Source organism: Gammaproteobacteria bacterium (assembly GCA_009845905.1).
In the GTDB taxonomy this organism is placed as follows: domain Bacteria; phylum Pseudomonadota; class Gammaproteobacteria; order Steroidobacterales; family Foliamicaceae; genus Foliamicus.
Window position 1 is genome coordinate 71917 of sequence record VXYS01000004.1, and the last position, 24772, is coordinate 96688.

General features: G+C 66.1%; 23 protein-coding genes and 1 pseudogene. 16 read left to right on the forward strand and 8 right to left on the reverse strand.

What is annotated here, in order from left to right; all coding sequences use genetic code 11:
- Positions 1 to 245: 245 nt before the first annotated feature.
- The 8 genes and pseudogenes from F4036_01840 (at position 246) to F4036_01875 (ending at position 5905) form a co-directional block, all read left to right on the forward strand.
- Positions 246 to 998: an electron transfer flavoprotein subunit beta/FixA family protein gene (locus F4036_01840; GenBank protein ID MYK36484.1), complete on the forward strand. Its 753-nt coding sequence runs from the start codon at positions 246 to 248 to the stop codon at positions 996 to 998.
- A 9-nt stretch (positions 999 to 1007) separates the two neighbouring features.
- A complete protein-coding gene (locus F4036_01845) occupies positions 1008 to 1958 on the forward strand; it encodes an electron transfer flavoprotein subunit alpha/FixB family protein (protein ID MYK36485.1) in 951 nt (316 codons plus the stop codon).
- Between the two features lie 6 nt (positions 1959 to 1964).
- A pseudogene (locus F4036_01850) lies at positions 1965 to 2825 on the forward strand (sulfurtransferase).
- Positions 2822 to 3358, forward strand: coding sequence for a hypothetical protein (locus F4036_01855; GenBank protein ID MYK36486.1), 537 nt, complete (start codon positions 2822 to 2824; stop codon positions 3356 to 3358). The pseudogene F4036_01850 and the gene F4036_01855 overlap by 4 nt, the downstream one beginning before the upstream one ends.
- Before the next feature lie 2 nt (positions 3359 to 3360).
- Entirely contained in the window at positions 3361 to 3669 is a 309-nt protein-coding gene (locus F4036_01860; GenBank protein MYK36487.1) for an REDY-like protein HapK, read from the forward strand.
- A gap of 8 nt (positions 3670 to 3677) precedes the next feature.
- Positions 3678 to 4181: a MaoC family dehydratase gene (locus tag F4036_01865; GenBank protein MYK36488.1), complete on the forward strand. Its 504-nt coding sequence runs from the start codon at positions 3678 to 3680 to the stop codon at positions 4179 to 4181.
- A 109-nt stretch (positions 4182 to 4290) separates the two neighbouring features.
- Positions 4291 to 4953: a hypothetical protein gene (locus F4036_01870; GenBank protein ID MYK36489.1), complete on the forward strand. Its 663-nt coding sequence runs from the start codon at positions 4291 to 4293 to the stop codon at positions 4951 to 4953.
- Positions 4946 to 5905, forward strand: coding sequence for a hypothetical protein (locus F4036_01875; protein MYK36490.1), 960 nt, complete (start codon positions 4946 to 4948; stop codon positions 5903 to 5905). The genes F4036_01870 and F4036_01875 overlap by 8 nt, the downstream gene beginning before the upstream one ends.
- A 70-nt stretch (positions 5906 to 5975) precedes the next feature.
- Here F4036_01875 and F4036_01880 read toward each other — a convergent pair whose 3' ends face one another.
- Positions 5976 to 7949: an NAD(P)-binding protein gene (locus F4036_01880; GenBank protein ID MYK36491.1), complete on the reverse strand. Its 1974-nt coding sequence runs from the start codon at positions 7947 to 7949 to the stop codon at positions 5976 to 5978.
- Positions 7950 to 8019: 70 nt separating this feature from the next.
- On the opposite strand from F4036_01880, the gene F4036_01885 reads away from it, so the two are divergent.
- From F4036_01885 to F4036_01895, 3 genes are read left to right on the forward strand one after another with little or no spacing between them, the layout of a single operon-like run.
- Entirely contained in the window at positions 8020 to 10707 is a 2688-nt protein-coding gene (locus F4036_01885) for a hypothetical protein (GenBank protein MYK36492.1), read from the forward strand.
- Positions 10704 to 13988 (forward strand): AAA family ATPase, encoded by a 3285-nt coding sequence (locus tag F4036_01890; protein ID MYK36493.1) that lies wholly within the window; start codon positions 10704 to 10706, stop codon positions 13986 to 13988. Before F4036_01885 ends, F4036_01890 begins: the two co-directional genes overlap by 4 nt.
- 18 nt (positions 13989 to 14006) lie before the next feature.
- Positions 14007 to 15899: a PQQ-binding-like beta-propeller repeat protein gene (locus F4036_01895; GenBank protein MYK36494.1), complete on the forward strand. Its 1893-nt coding sequence runs from the start codon at positions 14007 to 14009 to the stop codon at positions 15897 to 15899.
- Between the two features lie 39 nt (positions 15900 to 15938).
- On the opposite strand, the gene F4036_01900 is transcribed toward F4036_01895, so the two are convergent.
- From F4036_01900 to gspG, 7 genes are all read right to left on the reverse strand, one after another.
- Positions 15939 to 16421, reverse strand: coding sequence for a type II secretion system protein M (locus F4036_01900; protein MYK36495.1), 483 nt, complete (start codon positions 16419 to 16421; stop codon positions 15939 to 15941).
- Positions 16405 to 17628 carry a hypothetical protein gene (locus tag F4036_01905; GenBank protein MYK36496.1) on the reverse strand — a complete coding sequence of 408 codons (1224 nt, stop codon included), beginning with the start codon at positions 17626 to 17628 and terminating at the stop codon, positions 16405 to 16407. The genes F4036_01900 and F4036_01905 overlap by 17 nt, the downstream gene beginning before the upstream one ends.
- A gap of 31 nt (positions 17629 to 17659) precedes the next feature.
- Complete coding sequence (locus F4036_01910; GenBank protein MYK36497.1) at positions 17660 to 18523, reverse strand: general secretion pathway protein GspK; 864 nt, start codon at positions 18521 to 18523, stop codon at positions 17660 to 17662.
- A gap of 83 nt (positions 18524 to 18606) precedes the next feature.
- The gene (gspJ, locus tag F4036_01915) at positions 18607 to 19212 is read right to left on the reverse strand and encodes a type II secretion system protein GspJ (GenBank protein MYK36498.1); all 606 of its coding nucleotides are present in this window, start codon (positions 19210 to 19212) and stop codon (positions 18607 to 18609) included.
- Positions 19209 to 19592, reverse strand: coding sequence for a type II secretion system protein GspI (gene gspI, locus F4036_01920; GenBank protein MYK36499.1), 384 nt, complete (start codon positions 19590 to 19592; stop codon positions 19209 to 19211). The genes gspJ and gspI overlap by 4 nt, the downstream gene beginning before the upstream one ends.
- On the reverse strand, positions 19589 to 20146 hold the full coding sequence (gspH, locus tag F4036_01925; protein MYK36500.1) for a type II secretion system protein GspH: 558 nt from the start codon (positions 20144 to 20146) through the stop codon (positions 19589 to 19591). The genes gspI and gspH overlap by 4 nt, the downstream gene beginning before the upstream one ends.
- Positions 20122 to 20583: a type II secretion system protein GspG gene (gene gspG, locus F4036_01930; protein MYK36501.1), complete on the reverse strand. Its 462-nt coding sequence runs from the start codon at positions 20581 to 20583 to the stop codon at positions 20122 to 20124. The genes gspH and gspG overlap by 25 nt, the downstream gene beginning before the upstream one ends.
- A gap of 72 nt (positions 20584 to 20655) precedes the next feature.
- Here gspG and F4036_01935 point away from each other — a divergent pair, with 72 nt between their 5' ends.
- The 5 genes from F4036_01935 (at position 20656) to F4036_01955 (ending at position 24772) form a co-directional block, all read left to right on the forward strand.
- Entirely contained in the window at positions 20656 to 21387 is a 732-nt protein-coding gene (locus F4036_01935) for a 3-oxoacyl-ACP reductase FabG (GenBank protein MYK36502.1), read from the forward strand.
- Between the two features lie 109 nt (positions 21388 to 21496).
- Positions 21497 to 21736: an acyl carrier protein gene (gene acpP / locus F4036_01940; protein MYK36503.1), complete on the forward strand. Its 240-nt coding sequence runs from the start codon at positions 21497 to 21499 to the stop codon at positions 21734 to 21736.
- A 79-nt stretch (positions 21737 to 21815) separates the two neighbouring features.
- Complete coding sequence (gene fabF / locus F4036_01945) at positions 21816 to 23060, forward strand: beta-ketoacyl-ACP synthase II (GenBank protein ID MYK36504.1); 1245 nt, start codon at positions 21816 to 21818, stop codon at positions 23058 to 23060.
- A complete protein-coding gene (mltG, locus tag F4036_01950) occupies positions 23060 to 24103 on the forward strand; it encodes an endolytic transglycosylase MltG (protein ID MYK36505.1) in 1044 nt (347 codons plus the stop codon). The genes fabF and mltG overlap by 1 nt, the downstream gene beginning before the upstream one ends.
- 42 nt (positions 24104 to 24145) lie before the next feature.
- Positions 24146 to 24772: a dTMP kinase gene (locus F4036_01955; GenBank protein MYK36506.1), complete on the forward strand. Its 627-nt coding sequence runs from the start codon at positions 24146 to 24148 to the stop codon at positions 24770 to 24772.

The window sequence follows — 24772 nt, forward strand, 5'->3', positions numbered from 1 at the left end:
CCAATAAACCGGCGCATAGTCTAACCCCCGTTCCACACAGAGTCCTGTCGGCGCGCTTGCGTCGGCATATCGGCCTTCCGGGAGTGTGTGAGCCAGGGATGGCGGAACCAAGCTCCATGGAAGGATTCATGCGTCTCCAGGAAGGCCGATATGCCGACGCAAGCGCGGAACGATAACTGTTCAGCAAGTTGGAGGGCGGGTTAGAATTCGCCGTTCCGTAACGGCAGCAGAGTTTCCGCGGAAGAATGCGCAAGATACTGGTCACGCTCAAACGCGTGGTGGACTACAACGTCCGCGTGCGGGTGAAGCCCGACGGCAGCGGCATGGCCGTCGAAGGCCTGAAGATGAGCGTCAACCCGTTCGACGAGATCGCGCTGGAAGAAGCCCTGCGCATGCGCGAGCGCGGCGAGGCCGGTGAAATCCTGGCCGTGACGATCGGCGGCGACGAGTGCCAGCAACAGCTGCGCACGGGGCTGGCGATGGGCGCGGACAGGGCCCTGCTGGTCAAATGCGAAGGCGAGGTGGAGCCGCTGGCGGCCGCCGGCATCCTGCTGGAAGTGATCCGGCGCGAGGAACCGGACATCGTCATCATGGGCAAGCAGGCCATCGACGACGACTGCAACCAGACCGGCCAGATGCTGGCGACGCTGTGGGGGCGGCCGCAAGCCACCTTCGCATCCGAGGTAAAACTGAACGGCGACACGGCCCGGGTGACCCGCGAAGTGGACGCCGGGCTGGAGGTCCTGGAGGTTCAACTGCCGGCGGTGATCACCACCGACCTGCGCCTGAACGAGCCCCGTTACATCAAGCTGCCGGACATCATGAAGGCCCGGCGCAAGCCGCTGGAAACGCTGGCGGCCGACGACCTGGAACTTGCCGCGCCGCCGGCGCTGAAGGCGCTGGCGTACGAACCGCCTACGCAGCGGGAAAAGGGCGTAGTCGTGGAAGATGTACCGGCCCTGGTGGGCATGCTGCGCGAACGCGGCTTTTTGAATTGAGGTAGCGGTGTGAGCTCAGTACTGATAGTTGCCGAGCACGACGGACAGACGCTGCACGCAGGCGTCGCCAGGGCCGCAAGTTGCGGCCTGGCGATCGGCGCGGACCGCCTGGACGTGGCGGTCCTCGGCCTGGACTGCGAAGGGGTGGCGCAGCAGGCCGCACGGATTGAAGGCGTTTCGCGCGTGCTGAGCCTGGACCGGAGCGAGAACGCCAATCCGGTGGCCGCAATTCAGGCGCCGCAAGTTGCAGCGCTGGCCAGCCAAGGCTACAGCCATGTGCTCGGGCCCTCCACGACCTTCGGCAAGGACCTGATGCCGCGCGTGGCGGCCCTGCTGGGCGTGCCGCAGGTCAGCGACATCATGAGCGTGGAGGGCGAGCGCCGGTTCAAGCGCCCGATCTACGCGGGCAACGCCGTGCTTACCGTGGAGGCGCCCGCCGGACATATCGTGGTCGGGACCGCGCGGCTGGCTTCATGGCCGGCCGCCGGGGAAGGCGGCGAGGCCGCCGTCGAGGGGGCGCAAACCGACGCGGAGCTGCCGGACCATACGAGCTGGCTGGAACTGAAGTCGGCCGAATCCGAACGCCCGGACCTGCAAAGCGCCAGCGTGGTCGTGTCCGGCGGACGGGCGCTGGGCAGCTCCGAGAACTTTTCGTTACTCTACGATCTTGCCGACCACCTGGGGGCCGCGGTCGGCGCCTCGCGCGCCGCGGTGGACGCGGGCTACGTCTCCAATGACATGCAGGTGGGACAGACGGGCAAGATCATCGCCCCGGATCTGTATTTCGCGATCGGCATTTCCGGCGCTATACAGCATTTGACCGGGATCAAGGACGCCGGCGTGATTGTGGCGATCAACAAGGACCCGGAGGCCCCGATCTTCGAGATCGCCGACATCGGCCTGGTGGGCGACCTGTTCGCGATCGTTCCGGAGATCCAGGCCGCGGTGGAGGGCTCCTGAGTGGCCGCTCTATTGCTGACCCCGGAAGAACTGCATTCCGCCATAGAGGCCGGCGAGGCCCGGGCGGTGGACTGCCGCTTCGACCTGATGAATCCCGCCGGAGGCCGCGCGCTTTGGGCCGGGAGCCACATCCCCGGGGCGCCGTATGCGGACCTCGACCACGATCTCGCCGGACATGCGTCGGGGGAGGGTGGGCGCCATCCGCTGCCCGAACCCGCGGAATTTGCGACCACGCTGGGGCGCTGGGGCATCAAACCCGATACATTGGTAGTGGCATACGACAACATGGGCTGTGCGATTGCCGGACGACTCTGGTGGATGATGAACTGGATGGGACATGAGCGCGCCGGGCTGCTGGATGGCGGAATCCAGGCCTGGGAGGAAGCGGGCCTGACGCTGGAGCGCACCGAACCGATCATCGAGCCCGCGGATTACCCGGTCGGGGGCCACTGCCGGCCGGTCGTGGGGCTCGCCGAAGTGGAGCGCGCGGCGCTTGCCGGCGGCATGCGCATGCTGGACGCCCGCGACGGCGCCCGCTACCAGGGCCTGTCGGAACCGCTGGATTCGCAGGCCGGCCACGTGCCCGGTGCGGTCAACGCCTTCTTCCGCGAGAACCTGGACGCCAGCGGGCGCTTCCGTTCCCCGGACGAACTACGTGAGCATTACCTGGACCTCCTGCAGGGCGCCGATCCATCCGGCGCCTGCGTGATGTGCGGCTCCGGAGTGACGGCCTGCCATGATCTGTTCGCGATGGAGCTGGCCGGTCTTGGCGGCGCCGCGCTGTATCCCGGCTCCTGGAGCGAATGGTCGCAGTCCGATGCCCGTCCGATAGCGCGCGGCCCGGAACCCGGAGGACCCTCCTCATGATGCTCCGCCCTGCAGATTCCCGATTAACACTTCCGGCCCTGGCCGCGCTTGCGGCGGCCCTCGTGCTGACCTCGTGCGCCACCACGAGCGATGAAGAATCCGCCGCCTCGCGGCCCGGACGGATCGCCCGTTTCCCGCACAACATGGCGAATGCCGATTGCTTCTTCCAGAACCGCATCGACAACTTCGAGGTGCTGAACGAGACAAACCTGCTGGTCTTCGACGGCCGCAGGCGCGTCTACCACGTGGAAATCTCGCCGCCGTCCATGGACCTCCGCCACGCCTACGGCATTCAGTTCCGTTCATCGACCGGCCGTGTCTGCGGCAATCCGGGCGAGCGCCTGCAGATCAGCGGCGGCACCTTCGGCGCGTTTCCGCTTTCGGTCACCGGCGTCTACCGGCTGGACGCCGTCACGCAGACGGCCGTGCGGGCGCATTTCGGCCAGGCCGTCGCCCAGCCTCCGCTGCCGGAAGATGAAGACGCCGGCGCCATCGAAGAACTGGTAACGGAAATTGAAGAAGAGGAGAACTGAGTATGGATAGCGTCATCGTGCTGTTTAACCTGAGGGAGGACGCCGATCAGGCCGAGTACGAAGCCTGGGCGCTTGAGCGCGACCTGGTGGAAGTCCAACGGCTGCCGTCGGTGGACCACTTCCGTATCCTGCGCTGCGTCGGCCTGCTGGGAGGGACGGGCGCACCCCCCTATCAGTACGCGGAGGTCATCTATCTGAACAGCATGGAGAAGTTTGGAGAGGACCTTCAGTCGGACACGGTCGGCAAGTTGGCCGCCGAATTCCGTCAGTTCACGGACAATCCGCTCTTCATCCACTGCCAGGATGTCTAAGCCGGCAGGTGACTGAGGCGACCCCCGAAAAGAACCGCACCGTGCGGCACAGCGGTGGACGGTACTACGAGGAGTTCCGCAAGGGGGACGTGTACGAGCATTCCCCGGCGCGGACGCTGACCGAGACCGACAACACCTGGTTCACGTTGCTCACGATGAACACGCACCCGCTGCACTTCGACAAGGAATATGCGGCGAAGACCGAGTTCGGCCGGCGCCTGATCGTCAGCACGCTGACGCTGTCGGTGCTGGTGGGCATGAGCGTCTCGGACGTCAGCGAAAAAGCCATCGCCAACCTGGGCTGGGGCGATATCCGCCTGCCGAATCCGCTGTTCATCGGCGACACGCTGTACGGCTCGTCCGAAGTGATTCGCAAGCGGCCATCGAAATCGCGTCCCAACGCCGGCGTCGTCACGGTGCGCACGACCGGCCGCAACCAGCATGGCGACGCGGTCTGCGTATTCGACCGAACCGTGCTCGTGCCCAGGCGCGGCCACGGCGTTATGGATTAGCCAGCCACACATACAAAACCGGGGAGGGGTCCCAGTGAGCGAAATTCTTCAAGTTGACCATGTGAACTATCACGGTCGCATTGCCTATCTGAGCAAGAAACCGGACCGCATGGACCAGGAACGCGGCCGCGAACGGTTCACGATCACCGTGCACTCCGACGGCCACCGCACCTGCACGGCGCAGAGCGAGATCGACGACCGTCCCAGCGTGATGCGCAACGTGGCGCTGACGCTGGACGAGAACTGGCATCCGCTGGACTGTTTCGTGCGCATTTCGGTGGGCGACCGGTTCATGGGCAGCGGCTGGTTCCGGTTTGGCGAGAACGAGGCCGAGTGCGAGACCTGGACGGCCGTTGAAGGCCGTGTTTCGCAGAAGATGAGCCTGATCGAGCGCCCGCGGGCGTTTGTCGATCACGCCATCATCTGCGATTCCTGGGTCCTGAGAATGGTCGACCTCAGCAAGGGTCCGGGCGTGCAGAAATTCCCGCAGCTGCTGATGTCGTCGCCCGATCACCGCGGCGCCACCGGGCCCATGCTGCATAGCATCCCCACGGCGATCGAGTACGTCGGCGAAGACCGGATCACGGTGGGCGCGGGCGAGTTCGACGCCCTGCATTTCCGTTTCGGCGTAAATGTCGGCTTGGCCAACAATCACCCGAAGTACGACGTCTGGTGCACCGCCGACGGCCACTACATCTTCCTACGCGGAGCCGTCTACGGCTATATGATGACCTACTACGAACTCATGGACCTGGAGATCGAACATGGATAGCCTGAGAACCTTCAGCGCACTCGCGCTCACCGGCCTGATCGCCTTCTCGACCGCCGGCCCGGCGTTCGCGCAGGGCGAGGATTCCACGCCCACGGAACGCGACGTGCTGGTGTTGGCCGAGCTGCTGACGCGCGTTTACGACAACTACAACCAGGTGTATTTCGACCGGCGCATCGGCTATCCGGAAAACGAACGCCACGATCGCATCGAGCTTCGCGTCGATCGCGTGGGCGGGCCGGATTCCATGCTGCTTGCGTTTCGGGAATTCTCCGGCGGCGACTATTCCGCGCTCACTCGCGCCGGTGCGCTGGCGCTGTCGCCCGACAATGAGCGGGGCGCTTCGCGCATGGAGGTCTGGAACCGTCCGGTGGAAGGCCTGGATCCGATGGCTGAGGGTGCAGGCGTCTCCGAACGTCCGGAAGCGCCGCCGGATTGCGTCGTCTACTGGACCCGCGAGGCCGCGCAATTCCGCGGCAAAGCGGAAGGCGAGTGCGCCGCCTGGGCGGACAAGTCTCTGCTGGGCGAGCAGCAGATGTGGCTGGATGCACCCGGCGGTCGTGATCACCCGGGCGGAACCTACAAGCTGCACGCGGCGCGCATGATGAGCTGCTATATCGACATCCCCGGCGTGAGCGGCGGGCGTGACGAGGAATACAGGCGCTACGACAATCTCCAGGTCCACGACCGGGGCGGTGGAGCGCGTATCACCCATACGGACGGCAGGGAGATCGGCCTCCGGCTATCGAACGTCGATTGGCCGCTCAACAACTACAGCGACGTCTTCACCCGCGACGTGCTGGTCTTGTACGTGCTCGAATACCTCGAAGACGGAATCACTTCCCACGGCTACGTCTTTACCGAGCCCGACACCGAACGCATCGGCATCAACCTCTACTGGATGCTGTCGTATTGCTACATGGAGTCCAACAAGAACATCCGCCCGTTCATGTAGACCCGGGTGGGAGGGCGTCCCGCCCTCCAGGAGGACGAGACGTCGCGAGGGTCATGCCCTCGCTCCAAAGTTAAAGGGAGCGGCCGAGGGCGTGCCCGTCGGTGGTGGCTGCGAGCAGCGTGCGCGGCATGTCGCAATCGCCGACGCAAATCACCTCCAGGCCTTCCGCCCGCAGCGGCGCGGCCAGTTCGTCGTTGGGAGCGCGGCTGCCGGACCAGGTCAGCATCGCCAGGTCGTCGATTTCCGTCAGCGAATCGTTGATTACGTTGCGGCAGCTCACGCGGCCTTCATCCAGCGCGGAATCGGCATGGATGTCCGAAAGAAGCACGACCTCGACGTTCGGCATGCCGTACAGGCGCCGGTAGATGCCCTGGCGCGTCACCAGGCCCACGTCGCTGGCCAGGCGCTCCCTGGGCGTGACGATCACAAGGCGTGCGAAACGCTCGGCCAACAGTTCGCCGGCGGAGTAGGTCGCCAGCGTATGGTCCTGGTCCCATAACACGGCCGTGCCGTCTATCGTTTCGTCCGGACGGTCCAGCATTTCCCGGCTGACCTCGCGGATATCGAATACGAAATCGCGCCATTCCTCCGGCCAGCCGTGCGGCCACAGCATCGTCGCGCCGCCCGCCAGGACCACCACGTCCGGCTCGCACTGCAGCACGTCGTCCACGCCCGCCCGGATCCCAAGGTGAACTGTTGCGCCGGCTTTGGCAGCGGCCATTTCCTGGTAGTCGTAAACGCTGCTGACGTTCTCTCCGCCCGGCAATTGGGCATGCAGATACGCCTTGCCTCCGGGCCGCTCGGACGCTCCAAAAACGGTGACCTCGTGTCCCCGGGCGGCAGCCACCCAAGCCGCCTCCAGGCCCGCGGGACCGGCGCCTGCGACCACGACGCGCCGCCTGCGTTTTGCCGGTTGCGGCCAGTAATCCACTTCATCGTGCTGCGAGAGGCGAGGGTTGTTGTCGCAGAGGATCGGCTTGCGCTCGACGATCGTGGCCCAGCAGGTGTTGCAGGACACGCAATAGCGGATCTCGGATTGCCGGCCTTCCGCCGCCTTCTTGGCCCAGGCGGCATCCGTCACCAGGGGCCGGCCCAGAGCCACCATCTGCGCCTTGCCCGCGGCCAGTATGCCCTCCGCCTCCGCCGGGTCGGTAATCAGACCCAGGGCCATGAGCGGCACGCCCGGCGCGTGGGCCGCGATCTCCGCGTGCCCCTCGACATACGGGGCGCGCGGGTAGCTCATGTCGGGAATGTGCATCTCCAGCGTAGGGGAGTGCGAACCGTCGCAATAGACCAGGTAATGAAAGCCGCCGGCCTCCGCCAGGCGGGCGGTAATGCGCGCGGACTCGGGATGATCGATGCCTCCCGGAATCCCGTCGGTGCCCGGAAGTTTTAATCCTATTATGAAATTCTTTTTACAACTACTTGTTATTACTTCTATTAGTTCACGCAATAATCGCGTCCTTCCCTCCACGTCGCCACCGTACTCGTCGTCGCGTATGTTGGCGGCCGGCGACAGGAACTGGTGAAACAGGTGGCCATGCCCGGCGGAGAGCTCGACACCGCTGAAGCCCGCCTCCTCAAGGCGGCGCGCGCCCTTGCCGAAGTGCTCTATGGCCTCGTGAATGCGGTGCGTCGGCATTTCCCTGGGCATGGTCCAGCTCAGGTCATCGGGCAGCGCCGACGGCGCCCAGGCCTGCTGCGACCGGCCCACCTCGCGGTGACCCCGGCCGGAGTCCTGAAACTGCCCCAGCAGGCGGCAACCTCGGCTTTCCACGGCGTCCGCCCAGCGGGCCAGCGCGTCGCGGGTGTTCGGCCCGAACAGGGCCGGGCGGTGCGAACGGTCGTGCCAGGGCAGCACGTTCAACGGCTCGGTCACGATCAATCCCGTTCCGCCGGCGGCGCGGTTGGCGTGATAGCGCACCAGGCGAGGATCGATGTCCTGGTTCTGCGTGTAACGCGTGCTCATCGACGCGTGGACCACGCGATTGCGCACCGTTCTCCCGGCCAGCGTGATCGGTTCAAGCAGAAGCGGATATTCCATTCGCCCAGGGTGGATTGGCAATTGAGCGAGCGTACCTTAACCTTTAGGCAGAGCTTGTAAACCGAACAGTTTGAGCACGCCTTCCTACCAGCAGATTCTCGAACAGGACCTTTTCCCCGCGCTGCGGGAGGGCGCCCTGGCCGTGACCGCCACCGCCAGGCTGGCGCGGCGGATACGCTACCGCTACGGCCAGTGGCGGCGCGCCGCGAACGCAACCGTGTGGCGGCGGCCGGCTGTAATGTCATGGCAGGAATGGATGCGGCAGTTGTGGGAGGACTCGCTGCTGCGCGGCGGCAAGGCCGGCGAGTTCACATTGCTGTCTTCCCACGGTTCGCTGATGCTCTGGGAGCAGGCGCTGGGCAAAAATGCGGTGGCCGGCTTCGATCTGGAGCAGAACGCGGAACTGGCCCGTAGGAGCTGGAACCTGGCGCTCGAATACGGGCTGAACCTCGAGCGCCTGCGCAGCGAGGTGGACGGGGAGGACGAGCGCCGATTCGCCCGTTGGGTCGCGCGCTTCGAGGAATTGCGCCGATCGGGAAGCTGGCTGGAACCCGCGGGACTTCCGCCACTCCTGGCCCAGGACATTCAGAGCGGCGCGATCGCCGCTCGCGGGCGGCTGTATCTGCTCGGGTTCAACGATCCGCTGCCGGCACCGCAAGCCCAGTTGCTGGAGACCATACGCGCCGCTGGTATCTCCGTGGAGACGGGCCCTGCAGCGCCCAGGGCGGCAAGCGTCTGTCAGATTCAGTACGAGAACGGCGACGAGGAACTGCAGGCCGCCGCAAGCTGGGCCGTCGAGGGCAATGCCGGTCTCGTGCTTGTCGATTTCACCGAGCGTGCCCCGCGCGCTCGCCGTGCATTGCTGGATCGCATGCAGCCGGCCTGGCAGACGCGCGGGTTTCCGCAGGATGCGCCGCTGAATTCCGCTGAAGCGCCATCGCTGGTACATGTCGGACCGGCGGAGGTGGCCCTCGACGTACTCTGCCTGTTGCCGACCGTAGTGGATTTCGAGGTGGTCAGCCGGGTCCTGCGCGGCGCATACCTCACGGGTTCGGACGCCGAAGCCGGCAGGCGCGCACGCGTGGAGCGGCGGATACGGGAGAGACTGGTCGGGGGCGAGATTACCCGCACACAACTGATGGCGCGCGCCCTGTCCGGTGCGCCGCTGCTCGCCCAGGCCCTGCAGAAAGCATGGAAGGCGTCCCGAAGTGCCCGCGGAAAGGGCAGGGCGCACTCCTACCGCAACTGGGCCGGCGTATTCACGACCTTCTTGCGCGAACTGGGCTGGCCGGGCGACCGGCCGCTGGTCAGCAGCGAGCAGCAGGCGGTGGAAGCCTTCGGCCGCTTGCTTTCGGAGTACGGCGGCTGCGATGCCATTTCCGCAAGGCCCGTCCCCCTGTCCGCAGCGCTCTCGCGCCTGGGCGCAATGGCCCGGGAGCGAAAGTTCCAGCCCCAGGGGCCCGACCAGGCTGTTGAACTCCTGCCGGTCGAGGAGTCGGCCGGCATGCGCTTCGATCGACTATGGGTGGCGGGCGCGGGCGCCAACCTGTGGCCACGAGGGATCCGGCCGGCGCCCCTCCTTCCTCTCGGATTGCAACGGCGCATGAGGATGCCCCAGGCAAGCGCGCAGTCGGCGCTGGACCAGGCCCGCCGGCAAACGGAAGCATTGCTGCACGGCGCAGACGAAGTGGTGTTCAGTTGGTCGAAGGTTGCGGAAGAGGGAGTGGAGACAAGCTGCAGTCCACTCATCGCCCGGGTTCCTCTGCGCGACCCTTCAAGCGTGGTGGAGGTGGAGGCAGGCGCTGCGTACGCCGAGGTCCTTCGCACCGGCGCCTTGCTGGAGAAGCTGAAGGACGATGCTGCGCCTCCTCTTGAGGCAGATGAAGAAGTCGGCGGCGGTACGCGACTGATGGATCATCAGCTCAGGAACCCGTTTCGCGCGTTTGCCGAGCATCGGCTGCACGCAGCCGAGTACCCAAGACCGTGGGACGGAATCAGCCCGCTGGATCGCGGGGACATCGTGCACAAGCTCTTGTACCGGCTCTATACCGAGTTCGGGAACGCCGCCTCACTGGCGGAGGCCTTGCCCGACCTGGAGCCCAGCCTGGAGGAATGGGCGGCGCAAATACCCAGGAAGGAACCGCCGGGAGTCCGGCCGCTGGTGCTGGGGCTGCTGGGACTCGAGCGCGAGCGGGCCGTGCAGCTTGCGCTGGACTGGGGCCGGCTCGACCTTGAGCGCGGAGAATTCAGCGTCCGGGAACTGGAGGAGCTGGCGGAACTGGACCTGGGGCCCGTCACGCTGCGAATGAGGCTGGACCGGGTCGATCAACCGGCATCCGATGCGGGGGCGCTGGTGCTGGATTACAAGACCGGGCGGGAAATACCGCTTTCCGGGCTCAACCCGGAACGTCTGCGTTCCAGCCAGCTTCCGGCATACGCGCTGGTCACACCGGACGTGTCCGGCGTCGGCTACGTATTCCTTTCCGGAAAACAGCGAACGGTGAAGGGCATATGCGATCCGCATGCCGATATTCCCGGCAAGGGGAAGCTGCCGAAGCTGACACCCATTTCGAAACATCGCGATTTCAGGCATTACGCGAGCTGGGAAAGCGTCCTGGCGGGCTGGCGCGAAGCATTGGAAAAGGCGGCGCTTGACCTGAGCCGGGGCGATGCGCGCGTCGAGATTTTTTCCTGGGATGACGGCCCACGGGGGCAGTACCAGGTACTGAGCCGCATCCAGGAGCTCGAGCAGGCATGACCGCGCCCGGCGACCAGGCCGTCCGCGAACAGGCGCTGCACCCCGAGCGCTCGTTCATCGTGCAGGCGCCGGCCGGATCCGGCAAGACCGAGATTCTGGTCCAGCGCTACCTGCGCCTGCTGGGGCGGGAGGCCGAGCCCGATGCGGTGCTGGCGATCACCTTCACGCGCAAGGCGGCCGCCGAAATGCGCGAGCGCGTTGCCCGCAGCCTGCGGGAGGCCGTTTCGGACAACAAGGACGTGCCGCCTCACCGCCAACGGAGCCTCGAGCTTGCGCGGCGCGTGCTTGAACAGTCGCGCAAGCGAGGCTGGGACCTTCCGGACAATCCGGCGCGCCTGCGCATCATCACCATCGACTCGCTCGGTTCCTGGCTGGCGGCGAGTTCGCCGGTGTCCAGCGGCGGCGGCGCGCTCGGCAACCTGCGCGCCGACGCGGTGCCTCTCTACGAAACGGCCGCCCGCATGCTGCTCAATGACGGAATCCGGCTAGGGGATGAGGATGTGCAGACGCTGCTTCGCCACCTGGACGGAAGCGGGCAGCAATTCACCGAACTAGTCGCTGGAATGCTGGCCAAGCGCGAACAGTGGCTGCCGTTGCTGGGAGCGGGAGACAACGCAGCGGCGCTCAATGCGGCGCTGCGCAATCTCGCAGGCCGCGAAATCGGCCGGATGCTTCAATGCCTGGGGAAATATCGCGGCGAATTTGAGAAGGCCTTTGCCGATTACTGGACAACTGCCGATGAGCCGGACGACCCCTCCAACCCCGATGCGCTTGCCGGATGGGGCCGCGCGGCAAACGACCTGCTCACGCTGAAGAACGAATGGCGCGTGCGGTTCAAGAAGGAACTCGGTGAAAAACTGGAGCGCGCGCTCCGAGAGTCCGGCGAGTTTCAGGAACGATTGTCCCGCCTCAGGATTCTCGAGTCGCCTGGCTACGAAGCAGCCCGTCTGCAACTGGTGCAGTCGGTCATGCGCGTGTTGCGCGGCGCTTTTGCGCAGTTGAAGGTACTGTTCGCGCAGCGCAGGGAAACCGATTACACGGAAGTCAGCCAGGCGGCGCTAAAGGCCCTGGGTCACGACGATCGGCCGTCGCTGCTGGCCGAACGCCTGGATACTCGGCTGCGCCACATCCTAGTCGATGAGTTCCAGGACACCTCGCGCACCCAGCTCGACCTGCTTCAGCAGATGACCCGCGAGTGGCAGGACGGCGACGGTCGCACCGTGTTCATGGTCGGGGACCCCATGCAGTCCATATACGGATTCCGGGAGGCCGACGTGCGCGGCTACCTCAGGGTGTGCGAGCACGGGCTGGCGGCCCTGCGGCCTGAACTGCTCCGGCTGACCGTGAACTTCCGATCGACTCCGAAGCTGGTGGACTGGTTCAATACGGTTTTCCCCAGGGTCTTCCCGGCCCAGGGCGACGCGCTGCTGGGCACCGTTGCCTACACACCCTGCAAGCCCGCGCCTGAGGCGAAGCCGGGAAATGCCGATGCCCGGCTTCATTACTTCCGCAAGGGCGATCACGAGTCGGAGGTGGCGATTGTCGAGCGGATCGTCCGGAATACGCTCGCGGACCGTCCCGACGGGACCATCGGCATCCTGGTGCGCAGCCGGACACACGGCGAGGAGGTGAGCAACGCGCTGGGCAGGACCGGCATCGCGGTCAACCGAACCGAGTTCGAGCGCCGTAAACGCTTCAGTGTGGTGCAGGACCTGGCCGCGATCGCCCGTGCCCTGGCGCAACTGACCGACCGTATCGCCTGGCTGGCCGTCCTGCGCGCGCCGTGGTGCGGGCTTTCGCTGAAAGATTTGCATGCGCTGTGTCACGATGCCCCGCGCGAAACGATCTGGGACCTGCTGCGCGACGCCGGGCGCGTCGGCCGGCTCAGCAGTGACGGGCGCGAGCGCCTGGCCCGGGTCGTCCCGGTGCTCGAACGGGCGTTGCTCCTGCGCGGGCAACTGGACTTTCGAAGCTGGGTGGAAGGAACGTGGCTGGCGCTGGGCGGACCCGCAGGCAACAGCGACGAGAATTGCCTGCGTCATGCTGCCGAGTTTCTCGACAGCCTCGCCGAAACCAGCCAGGGAAGTCAGATCGACAACGCGGTTGCCCGCACGCTCAAACTCACCGACGAATTCGTGTCCAATCCGGAGACCGGCGCGCGCGTACAGATCCTGACCATGCACAAGGCCAAGGGCCTGGAGTTCGACACCGTGATCCTGCCGGGGCTGGGACGGGACATCCGCGGCGGACGCGCGCCGGTGCTGCGCTGGTGGCAGCCCCCGCCCGGCGAAAGTTGGTTGGCGGCGGAGGAGGGCGCCGCAACCCTGCTGGCCGTGCCCCCGTCACGGCGAAAACAGGACACCGACCCCGTGTACGAATACCTGGACAAACTGGAGAAGGCCCGCGAGGATGCCGAGCGCAGGCGGCTCCTGTACGTGGCGGCGACCCGCGCGCGCACCCGCCTGCATCTGCTGGTGGGCCTGGTCCGGGACGAAGAGTCGGAAGGCCCGGGGGAATTCAAGCCCTCGGCGCGGACAATGGCCGCCGACCTTGCGGAGGCCCTCAGGGACCTTTTCGAGCGGGAAGCCCCCGGGGAACTCCCCGCAAAACGCAGGAGCGCGAGGAAACGGCGACTGGTGAAACCGGAGATCCGGCGCGTGCCCGATGGCTGGGCGCCGCCTGAACCCCCGGCGCCCATGATCGCACCCAGCCCGGAGGAGACCCGATCCCCCACGTACGTCTGGGCCGGCGAACGGGCGCGGGTGCTGGGGCTGGCGGTCCACCGCTGGCTTCAGGAAATCTCCGAAGAAGGGCCGGGCGCCTGGCCGCGCGAGCGCCTGGAAACGCAGCGCTCCCGCACTCGGCGGATGTTGCAGTTCCACGGCGTGCCGGTGGACGAACTGGATTCGCTGTCGGCGGACGTTGAAACCGCGCTGCTCAATACGCTGCAGGACGAAAGAGGCCGCTGGACGCTTGAGCCGCACGACGATGCCGCCAGCGAACTGCCGCTGTCCTTGCAGGAAGACGGCCGGACGCGCAGTCTGATCCTGGACCGCAGCTTTGTGCACGGGGGAGAACGCTGGATCGTGGACTACAAGACTTCCCGCCACGAGGGCGGCGACCTGGAAGCCTTCCTGGACGAGGAGGAGCGCCGCTACGCACCGCAACTCGAGCGCTACCGCCTCGCCATGCAGGCGCGCGAAAACCGGCCCATCCGCACCGCGCTCTACTTCCCCTGGCACGGCGCCTTCCGCGAAGTCACCCCCGAACCCGGCACGTAATTCGGGAGCCTCTACGACATGCCAGACCGGAATCTCACCAGGCACATCCTTTCGGCGGCCCTGCTTTTTGCGGCCGCACCGGCCCAGGGCGCCGATGCACTGATGGGAGAACAGGTATTTTCCGAACGCTGCGCCCAATGCCACAGTTCCGAAGTCATTGAACCGAAAGTGGCCGGACTCGCCAAGCTCAGGCCCGAGGACATCTACCGGTCGTTGTGGTCCGGCATCATGCGGGAGGCGGCAGTCGGGTTGAACGACGCCGAACGCTGGGCGGTCGCGCGGTATCTCGGCGGTCTGGCGCCGGAAAAGCCCTCGGCGGAGGTCTCGAATTTCTGCAATGCCGAAGCGCTGACTCAAGGCGGGGTTGCCGGCTCCTGGGCCGCGTGGGCGCCGGATGCACGCAACAGCCGGCACCTGTCCGGTTCCGGGCTGACCGCCGCACAGGTGGCGCGCGCACGATTGAAGTGGGCATTCGTCATTCCCGATACCGGCTCCACCACCAATGCCGGCAACCAGCCGACCGTCCATGACGGGCGCCTATATATCGGCAGCAGGAGCGGATTCGTCTTTGCGCTGGATGCCCGAGGCGGTTGCATCCACTGGCTTTACCGGCCTGTCGCGGGCGTGCGCTCGGCCATTGCGGTCGACGACGGCAAGGCGATCTTTGCCGACTACGAGAATTACGTCTATGCGTTGGAATCCGCCACCGGCAAGCTGCTCTGGCGCAACAAGGCCGATGAACAGCCTTCCGCGCGAATGAACGGCAGCGTCACCGTCTACGACGGAAAAGTCTTTGTTCCCGTCTCGACCAACCAGGGATTCGTGAATGCCCTCGACCCGAGGCTTCCCTGCTGCACTTTCCAGGGAACCGTGACCGCATTCGACACCGGCACGGGAAGCCGGTTATGGCAGACGCGCATCGTCGAGGAACCCATTCGGGAACTCGGCCGCTCACCCTCCGGAACGATGCGCTACGGCCCGTCGGGCGGGAGCGTCTGGTCCGTGCCGACCGTCGATGCCCGGCGAGGACTCCTGTACGTGGGCACCAGTAACCAGAAGACCGGGCCGCCCATACCCGAGTCGGACGCGGTGGTTGCGCTGGACCTGCACACCGGCGAAAAGAAGTGGGTCAGGAGCTTCGCCCCGGCGCGATTCGGCGGAATCGACATCTGGAACGGCGGCTGCGTGGGCGTGTTCGCGGACCCCGAGGAGGAGTGCCCGCCCGAGAACCAATCGCTTGAAGGAGACAGGGACATCGGCGCCCCCATAGTCGTCCAGACCCGCCGCGACGGTACGGAAATCCTGCTGGTCGCGTCGAAGGACGGCATGCTTTACGCGCTGGATCCGAGCCGGAACGGAGAGGTGATCTGGGAAACCCGGGTCGGCAAGATCATTCAGATCCGGGGTCCGTCGTTCGGCGGGGTGGAACACGGCATTGCCGCCGACACTGAACGGGCATACATACCGATTGCCGACATCGACGTCATTGAGAACACCGCGGCCGGTGCACTTGTCGCCGTGGACCTCGGCTCGGGGGAAATCGCCTGGCGTGCCGACGCGGCGGACGACTGGTGCAACGGCAAGCCGTATCGTTGCTATACATCCATGACGTCGCCACCGACGATAGCGGGAGAGGTCGTGTTCGCCGGCGCCAATGACGGTGTCCTGCGCGCCTATGACAGGAAGACCGGCGAAATCGTCTGGGCTTTCGATACGGTGTTCCGGGTGGAAGGCGTAAACGGGCTGTCCGGATCGGGCGGTTCGATATCGCGGGGCGGAACAGCCCTGGTCGACGGCATGTTCTTCCAGTCCTCGGGTTACGGCCAAGGACTGGGGATGCCCGGCAACGTCGTCTTCGCGTTCGAGTACCCGACAACCCCGGCTGTGGATACATCGCCGCGCAACCCCTGACCGTGCTTGCCTGATTCCCGCCGCTGGCTCGACGGGGCGTCAGTCGCTTCGTTCGAGCACCAGGCTGATCCGGATGATGCCGGGCGCCGAGCCGCGCTCGATGTCGGCGCTCACGGTGCGGATGCCTTCCTGGACCGCCAGGCCGGCGAGCCAGGCGCTGACCTGCGGAAACGGCGCATCGAGCAGGCGCAGGCGAACCCGTGTTTCGCTGTCTGCGGCGCTTTCTTCAAGAAAACCGCCCAGGCCGGCGTCGCCGATCGAACGGTTGACCAGGAGCAGCAGCGAGGCGTCCGATCGGGGGCGCGGCGCCGTCAATGCCGCCATCCGGCTGCCTGCGCGGTCCAGCCGTTCAAGCAGCGCGGCTTCGGCCTCGCGCATTTGCTCGCTGGCCTCCGCCCGGTCAAGCAGCGGGCCTACGGCCGCGAAATACCAGATCGCGCCAAGCGCCAGCAACGCCAGCGCCGCGAGCAGTGTCTGCTCGCGGGCCGGTCTCCCACGCCAGAATTCAACGATCGCGGTCATCGCGAATACTCAGTTCACCTGTGACCGATCCGTTGGACTCGGGCACGGCGGTCTGAATCAGCACGGAATGGCCTCGGGAAATCAGGCTTCGACGAACCTGTTCCAGCGTTTCCATGTCCGCGGCCGCCAAACGGACCTGGGCGGATCCGTTCCCGTAGTTCAGGCCGAGCACGCGGGTGCCGCTGCCGCCGGCGCGTTCCAGGGACTGAAGCAGCCGCAGGAACCCGTCGCTGTCGGCCGCGGCGGAAAGATCGGCCGAAGCGACCCGTCGCCTGAACTCGCCCCTGATGTCGGCCGATGCTCCCGCATCCGGCATCATCTGCCGAAGCCGCCCTTCCACGATTCCGGCAAGCGCCTGGTATTCCTTCTGCGCGCGCCAGCCGTCAATGGCCAGGTAGCCCGGAAGCAAAAGGGCCACGACAAGCAGGCCGATAGCAACGTCCCTCAACCGGCTGGCCCGGTCGTCGCGGCGGCGGAACTCACCCTGCAACAGGTTCACGGCGCCGCCGGACATCGACTCCGCAGCCAGTTGCGGCATCACCCCTTGTTCCAGCAGCCGGAGTTCCACGTTCCGTCCGTCCAGGCCGGCAATCGCTTCCCTGGCTGCATCCTCCAGGGCCGGCTCGCAATAGATCACCAGCCGGAATGGAGCGGCCTCGTCGCCGGCATGCTCCTCGCACGCGATATCGACAAGTCCCGCGAGTTCACCGGGCTGGGCCGATACCACTTGTCCGCCGCCGTCGCGCAGCAGCAGCGCATTCTTCTCCAGCAGGGCGGCGGCGGCGTTGGGAAGATGAGGCAAGGCATCGCCTTCGCCATAAGCGGCGGCCGGCTGCAGTCCTGCTGCTTCCAACCGTGCCAGAAGATCTACAAGCCGTTGCCGCTCCACCGCCACCACTTCCAGTTGATTGCCGTCCGCGGGTCCGACCGCAAAGTGCAGGTCCTCCACGTCGCCCGCAATCCGGTCCTCCAGTGCGTATCTCGCGCCCCTGACCGCCGACTGACGCCCGCGCGCGGGCAGATCCAGACGGGCCCGAAACACTTCACGCGCCGGGATCAGAAGGACAACCTTGCGCCCACCGGCCAGTTCGGCGGCCTGCTCCAGTTCCCCCTGGCCGCATTGCGCCAGAGGCGCGCCATGAGCGTCCACCGCCTGCCAGGAGGCGCCGCCTTCCAGGTCGCTGATCCGAATTACCAGGTATTCCATGAACTCAGGGAGTCAGTGTCAATTCACGACACTAGCCCTCCACCGGCGCCAACCAGGCTTCGGGCGGCAATCCCTGGCGGCGTGCGCGAATCCGGCCGGGCCCGCGGTCCAGCAGGCTGGTCAGGTAGAACCGTGTGCCGTCGGCATTCACGGTCACGCGCAACGCGAACCAATTGCTGGAAAGCGACACCCGCCCGGCCATCCGGGAGGGCAGGGCGGCCTGCACTTCGCCCAGGTCCGTCATGCCGCCGGCCAGCTGCCGATCACGCCAACCTTGCACCCGGGCGCGATCCGGGTATTCCGCAAGCGACAGCAGCACCTCCTCGGAAGCCGTGTTCACGTTGACCGGAACCGGCGCCCCGGTTAACGGCAATGCCGTGATATGCGGCGAGAGCAGGCGCCAGGTTTCGGCGTCTACACCTTCCACGGCCAGCAGTTCCGATACGTCCTCCATCGGGCGATTGGGGGCCTGGTAGGGTGGGAAAAGCCGCGTATAGGCTTCGTCTTCGGCGCCTCCCGAAGGCTGCGGCAGGTTGTCGGCGTCCATCCAGTCCAGCGCCTTGAGGGCCAGCGTCTCGTCCAGTCCCAGCACGCCGAGCAGGCGTCGAAACTGATCGACCGCGATCATGTCCGGCGTTCCCTGCTGAGTGATCATGTTGTTCAGGTTAAACCGCCCCTGCATATCTTCTATTGTCCCCCGAATCCGCATCGCCCCCACGCTCATGTCGCGGATGCCGCGGAACCAGGGCTCGCCGTAATGGTCCGTGTCACTGTCGAGCGCATCCCGGGCCATGATCTCGGCCGCCAGCTCCTCGATTCCCAGAGCCGCCAGGCGCGCCTGCGTGGCGCCGATAAGAGCACGGGAGGCCTGCGTTTCAAGCTGCAGGGCAAACATGCGGGCGGCGCCAAGAATGCCGGCAAGGCTGACGATCAGCAGCGCCGAAATCAGCGCCAGCCCCTTCTGGGAATGATCCGGGTTCAGTGGCCCACCTCAATCAGGCGTGAAACGGTTCCGATACCCGGCGCCACAACCGTAATCCGAACTCCGGCCGGCAAGGTCTCAACGGAAAACTCGCCGGGCGGCGGCCAGAAATCCGTCCACGCGGCCTGCGCCGCTTCGGACTCGGGCAGGAATTCCACCCGGATTGCCTCAACGTCCGCCAGCAGCAACTCGCCTGCTGCCTGGGTAGCACCAATCCGGTCCAGCACCGGCCAGTACTCGCGCAGCAGGCGCCCGTCGATCAACCGGTAACGCACCCGCTGCAACTCGGCGCGCGGCAGCAGCCCGGGATTCAGCCAGCCGCCGCGAGTGAAACTCAGTTCGCCTCCTGCCAATGCCTGCAGTGCCGGTTCATGGTCCTGGCCGAGGATGCCGCGCACCGGACGCGCCCGCAACTGGGCAAAATCGTTTTCCATCAGCCGCACGGCGCGCTGCACGCCGTGCCAGCGCTGTTGCTGCCCATCCAGCCGTTCCGACTGCGTGACCGCTTCCCCCAGCCCGCCGAAGGCCAGCGTCGCCATCACGGCGAAGATGGCCAGGGCCACGAGCAACTCGATCAGCGTGAACCCGGGGTGGCTGCTCATTCCTCTTCTTCCGCGTCTTCCGCTTCGACCCGCACCCGCACCACGCCCCTGGCCGCCGCCAGGACCGGGGCGTCGCGTTCCGGGCCCACCCGCACTTCCACGTCGCGCAGGGTCTCGGCGGCCGATTGCCGGACCCGATACTCGACCCACCAGACCCGCCCGGCGATTTCCTCTTCGCGGCGTGACTGCCCGCGCGGAAGTTCTCCGGCCAGGCGCAGGGCCGTCAGCGCGTCAGCGGCCGCCCATTGGGCCAGCGTGCGGACACGCAATTGCTCGGCGGTGCGGGCCGACTGGCCGGTTGCGGCGAATGCGGCGCTCAGGCCCAGGGCGACTACGGCCAGCGCCACCAGCACTTCGAGCAGCGTGAATCCTCTTTTCACAGGCCCTCAAGCTCAAACTGACCGGAAGAACCGAAGCGCATCGTAGCGCCTGCCTCGCGCGTGCCGACCAGCCGCAGGGTAAACGGCGTGAACTCGCCTTCGGGCAGAAGCAGGATCTGCGGCGCGGAAGCGGCGGCCCCGAACGTGGTCGCCGCAGCGCGGCCGTCGATGCGCAATTCGAAGCGCATCGGCTGCGGCCAGGCGCGGGCAGCAAACGCTCCCCTGCGGAGCAATGGTCTCCAGACGAAACCGGGGCCGGACTCGGTGTCCCGCTCCCGGGGAACCAGTTCAAGATAAGAATAGCCGTCCCGGTGGAATTTCAGTCCCAGCACTCTTCCCTGCAGGCGGCTCTCCTCGGTGGCCAACAGCAGGGTGGCGGCGAGCCGGCGCGCCTCCCGCGTTACCGGGCTGCCCCCGGCGCCGGCCGACAGCGCGGCCAGGCCGGTCAGAAGCGCAATCACCGCCAGCACGACGAGGATTTCGATCAGCGTAAAACCACGCTTCGCCCGCGTGGCTTCCCGGGACGCCGTCACGGCCGCTGTTCGAGATTCCAGTTGCCGATGTCCCCGTCCTGGCCCTCGCCGCCTTCCTGTCCGTCGCGTCCCAGGGTGTAGACATCCACGTCTCCGCGGCGGCCCGGGCTGGCGTAGAGATAGGGGCGATTCCAGGGGTCCATCGGCAGGCGCCGCATATAGCCGCCCGCCGGCCAGCGAACGTCGGGATCATTGGGCCGTTCCACCAGCGCCTCCAGGCCCTCCGCATTGGTGGGGTAGCGGAAATTGTCCAGCCGGAATATGTCCAGCGCCGCCTCTATCGTCTGGATATCGGCCCGCGCCCGGGTGATCCGCGCATCATCGACGCGGCCCACGTAAACGCCTGTCGCGATCGCGGCCAGGATGCCGATGATGGCCAACACCACCAGCAGTTCCATGAGCGTAAAACCGCGGGAGCGCCGGGCGGAATCCTGTCTGCCGTAAAAAACGCGCTGCATCCGGCAATCATGCCAGAGCGGGAATAAGGGCGCTATCGCCTATAATTTTTCTGCGTGTCCGACGATACGAACCTGTTTTCCCTGAGCGGAGAGATCGCCCTGGTCACGGGCGCGACGCGCGGCATCGGCGCGGAAATTGCGAGACAGTTCCGGGCCGCCGGAGCCGATGTGATCGGGACCGCGACCACGGCGGCGGGCGCAGCCGAAATCGCCGACCGCCTGGGCGGCGGCAATTCGGGAAAGGTGCTCGACGTGGCGTCCGACGAGAGCGTTCAAACCCTGATGAAAGACCTGGCCGGGCGCCTCCCCACCATTCTCGTGAACAACGCGGGCATCGTCCGCGACAACCTGCTGCTCAGGATGAAGCCGGACGACTGGCAGGATGTCGTCAATACCAATCTCAACTCGGCCTACCGCCTGTGCAAGGGCTGTCTGCGTGGCATGCTGAAGGCGCGGAGCGGGCGCATCATCAACCTGTCTTCCGTGGTGGGCGCTGCCGGAGCGGCAGGGCAGGCCAATTACGCGGCTGCCAAGGCGGGACTGCTGGGCTTCACCCGCGCGCTGGCTCTGGAAGTGGCCGGGCGCGGCATCACCGTGAACGCCATCGCGCCGGGCTATATCGAAACCGACATGACCGCGGGCGTCACGTCCGAGCGAAAGGACGCGATCGTCACTCAGATTCCGGCCGGACGCGCCGGTTCGCCGATGGACGTGGCCGGGGCCGCCGTCTACCTGGCGTCGCCCGCGGCGTCCTACGTCACTGGCACCGTGCTGCACGTGAACGGCGGAATGTGGATGGGCTGATACCCGATCCGGACTTCACGGGCAAACGCCCGTCGGGTCGGGTATTCCGTTAGAATACGCGCTTCGGCATTACTGTCGGCTTCGCCCGGCTCCCAGGGGAATTGGATCTATGAGCAATGTTGAACAACAGATCAAAGCGATCATCGCCGAGCAGCTTGGCGTGTCCGAATCCAGCATCACGAACGAGTCCTCGTTCGTGGACGACCTGGGCGCCGATTCGCTGGACACCGTGGAATTGGTGATGGCGCTTGAGGAAGAGTTCGAAACCGAGATCCCCGACGAAAACGCCGAGCAGATTACTACCGTCCAGGAAGCGATCGACTTCATTTCCGCCCGCCTGGAGGAATAGCCGAACCGGCGCGGCCGGTCCCTAGTGCCGACAGCACCCGTGTGATGTCCGGCACGCCTGGCCGCCAGGAGTAATTCTCATGAAAGGACGTCGCGTAGTCGTGACGGGCGCCGGAGCGATTACTCCCGTCGGCAACGATCCCGAGACCTCATGGCAGTCGGTCCTCAAGGGCAAGAGCGGTATCACGGCCCATGAGGAACTGCCCAATATCGGGGCCTTCCCTTCGAGAATCGCTGGTCTGATCTGCGATTTCGATCCTACCGAATACATGGAGCCCCGCGAGGTCCGGCGTTTCGATGCATTCAACCATTACGGCGTCGCGGCCGGCATCCAGGCGCTGCGCTCTTCGGGGCTCGTGATTGACGATTCGAACGCCGACCGGGTCGGCGTCTATGTGGGCTCCGGCATAGGCGGCATCCGCACCATCGAAGCCTCGCACGAGCGCTATGCCGAGCAGAACAATCCGCGGCGCATTTCACCGTTCCTGGTTCCGGGCATTATCGTGAACATGCCCGCCGGCCTGCTTTCGATACAGACCGGCGCCCGCGGCCCCAACATTGCGACGGCCACCGCCTGCTCCACGTCCACGCATTCGATCGGCCTGGGGGCGCGGTCCATCGCCTACGGCGAATCCGATGCCTGTCTAGCCGGCGGCGCCGAGCACTGCATCGCCTACCTCGGCATCGGCGGTTTCTCCTCGGCCCGCGCCCTGTCGCTGCGCAACGACGAACCGGAACGCGCCAGCCGACCCTGGGACCGGGACCGGGACGGATTCGTGCTCGCCAGCGGCGCCGTGTGCCTGATGCTGGAGGAGTTCGAACATGCCCGGGCTCGCGATGCGGAAATACTCGCCGAAGTCATCGGTTTCGGGATGAGCAGCGACGCGTATCACATCACGGCCCCGGCAGAGGACGGGGCCGGCGGGGCCGCCTGCATGCGCGCGGCGCTCAACGACGCGGGCCTCGATCCCGAAGAAGTGGACTACATCAACGCCCACGCCACCTCCACGCCGCTGGGGGACCTGGTGGAGACCGTCGCCATCAAGGACGTCTTCGGCGACCATGCCGCGCGCGTGGCCGTGAGCTCCACCAAATCGATGACCGGACACCTGCTTGGCGCCGCCGGCGCGCTGGAGGCGATGTATTCGATTCTGGCGATACGCGACGGCGCGGTTCCTCCAACCATCAACCTCGATAATCCCGGCGAGGGCTGCGACCTTGATTTCGTACCCGGCACGGCGCGCGACATGCCCGTGCGGGTGAGCATGAGCAACTCCTTCGGGTTCGGCGGCACCAACGGTTGCCTGATCTTCCGCGAGGTCTGATGACCCGCAACGCCAAGACCGTGGTTGCCGGGGTAGCCGCGGCGGCCCTCCTCGCGCTTGCCGGGCTGTATTCCGCACGGCTGGCGCTGGACAACCCCCTGGCTGCCGGATCCGCCGACCGGACCGTGATCGTCGAGCCCGGCGACTCGCTGAATGCGGTGGCCGCGCGGCTTGAGGAGCGGATGATCCTGGAGCGGCCGTGGCTGTTCAAGCTGGCGGCCTACGTAACGGGAACCTCGGCGCGCATACAGGCAGGCGAATACCGAGTGGGGGTAGGGGACACCCATCGCCTGCTCATCGATCGCATGGTTCGCGGCGAGGTCGTTCAGCACTACTTCACGATCATCGAAGGCTGGACCGTGCGCGAACTTCTTCGCGCCCTGCCTGCCGCAAAACCGCTCGTTTCCACCCTGCAGTCGCAGGATGCGGAAGGGCTGGCCGGAGAACTGGCGCTTGTATATGGAAGTGTCGAGGGGTGGTTCTTCCCCGATACCTACGCTTATACGCGCGGAGAAACCGACGCCGATCTGCTTCTGCGGGCCCACACGCTGATGCAGGAACGATTGCAGTCGGCCTGGTCGGAGCGCGCCGCCGGACTGCCCCTGGACGATCCCTACGAGGCCCTGATTCTGGCGTCCATCATCGAGCGCGAGACCGGGATCGACGCCGAGCGCCCCGTCATAGCCGGCGTGCTCACACGGCGACTGGAAAGGCGCATGCGCCTTCAGGTAGACCCCACCGTGATCTACGGACTCGGCGAGTCATACGCCGGCGACATCACCCGCGCCCACTTGCGCGAAGACACGCCCTACAACAGCTATACGCGATACGGACTGCCGCCCACGCCTATCTCGCTGCCCGGCGAGCCGTCCCTTCAGGCGGCCGTGCAGCCCCAGCCGGGCGAATTCCTCTACTACGTGGCTTCCGCGGACCTCGACGGCAGCCATGTATTCAACGAAACGCTGGACGGACACAATGCCGCGGTCGCGATGCTCGTGCGCAGCCAGCGCGCGCGCAACGGCGGCAACGCGCCGCTTGAATGACGCCGTCCCGGATGTGGCTTAACAGGCTATGCTTCCCCTGATATGAGCCGCGGACGATTCGTAGTTCTGGAAGGGATAGAAGGCGCGGGCAAGTCCACTCATGCCGCCTTTCTGGCCGGCTGGCTCAGGCAGCGGGGCATCGACGTGGTTGCGGCCCGGGAGCCCGGCGGAACCGCGCTTGGAGAGCGGCTCAGAGAGATACTGCTGGATCCCGAATTAACCGGCATGCCGCCGCTGGCGGAGTTGCTGCTGATGTTCGCCGCGCGCAGCGCCTCCTTGAAGGAAGTCATCATCCCTGCGCTCGACGAGGGTGCATGGGTAATCTGCGACCGCTTCGTGGACTCAAGTTACGCCTATCAGGCGTACGGGCGAGGCGTTTCGCTGGAGTACGTGGAGGCGCTGGAAGAGCAGGTCCTGGGCGGATTGCGCCCGGACCTCACCATTCTTCTCGATACTACTGTCCGCCTCGGACTCTCGCGCAAGGCCGATCCTCAGCAGGCTGACCGGTTCGAACGCGAGAGCCGCGAGTTCTTCGAGCGGGTGCGCGCCGGGTACCTGGAGCGGGCCGCGCTGGGCGGCGACGGTTACCGGATTGTCGATGCGTCGAAATCGCTGGAGGAAGTGCAAACGGACCTGAAGGACGCGGTTCGTCGGCTGGCCGGACTCTAG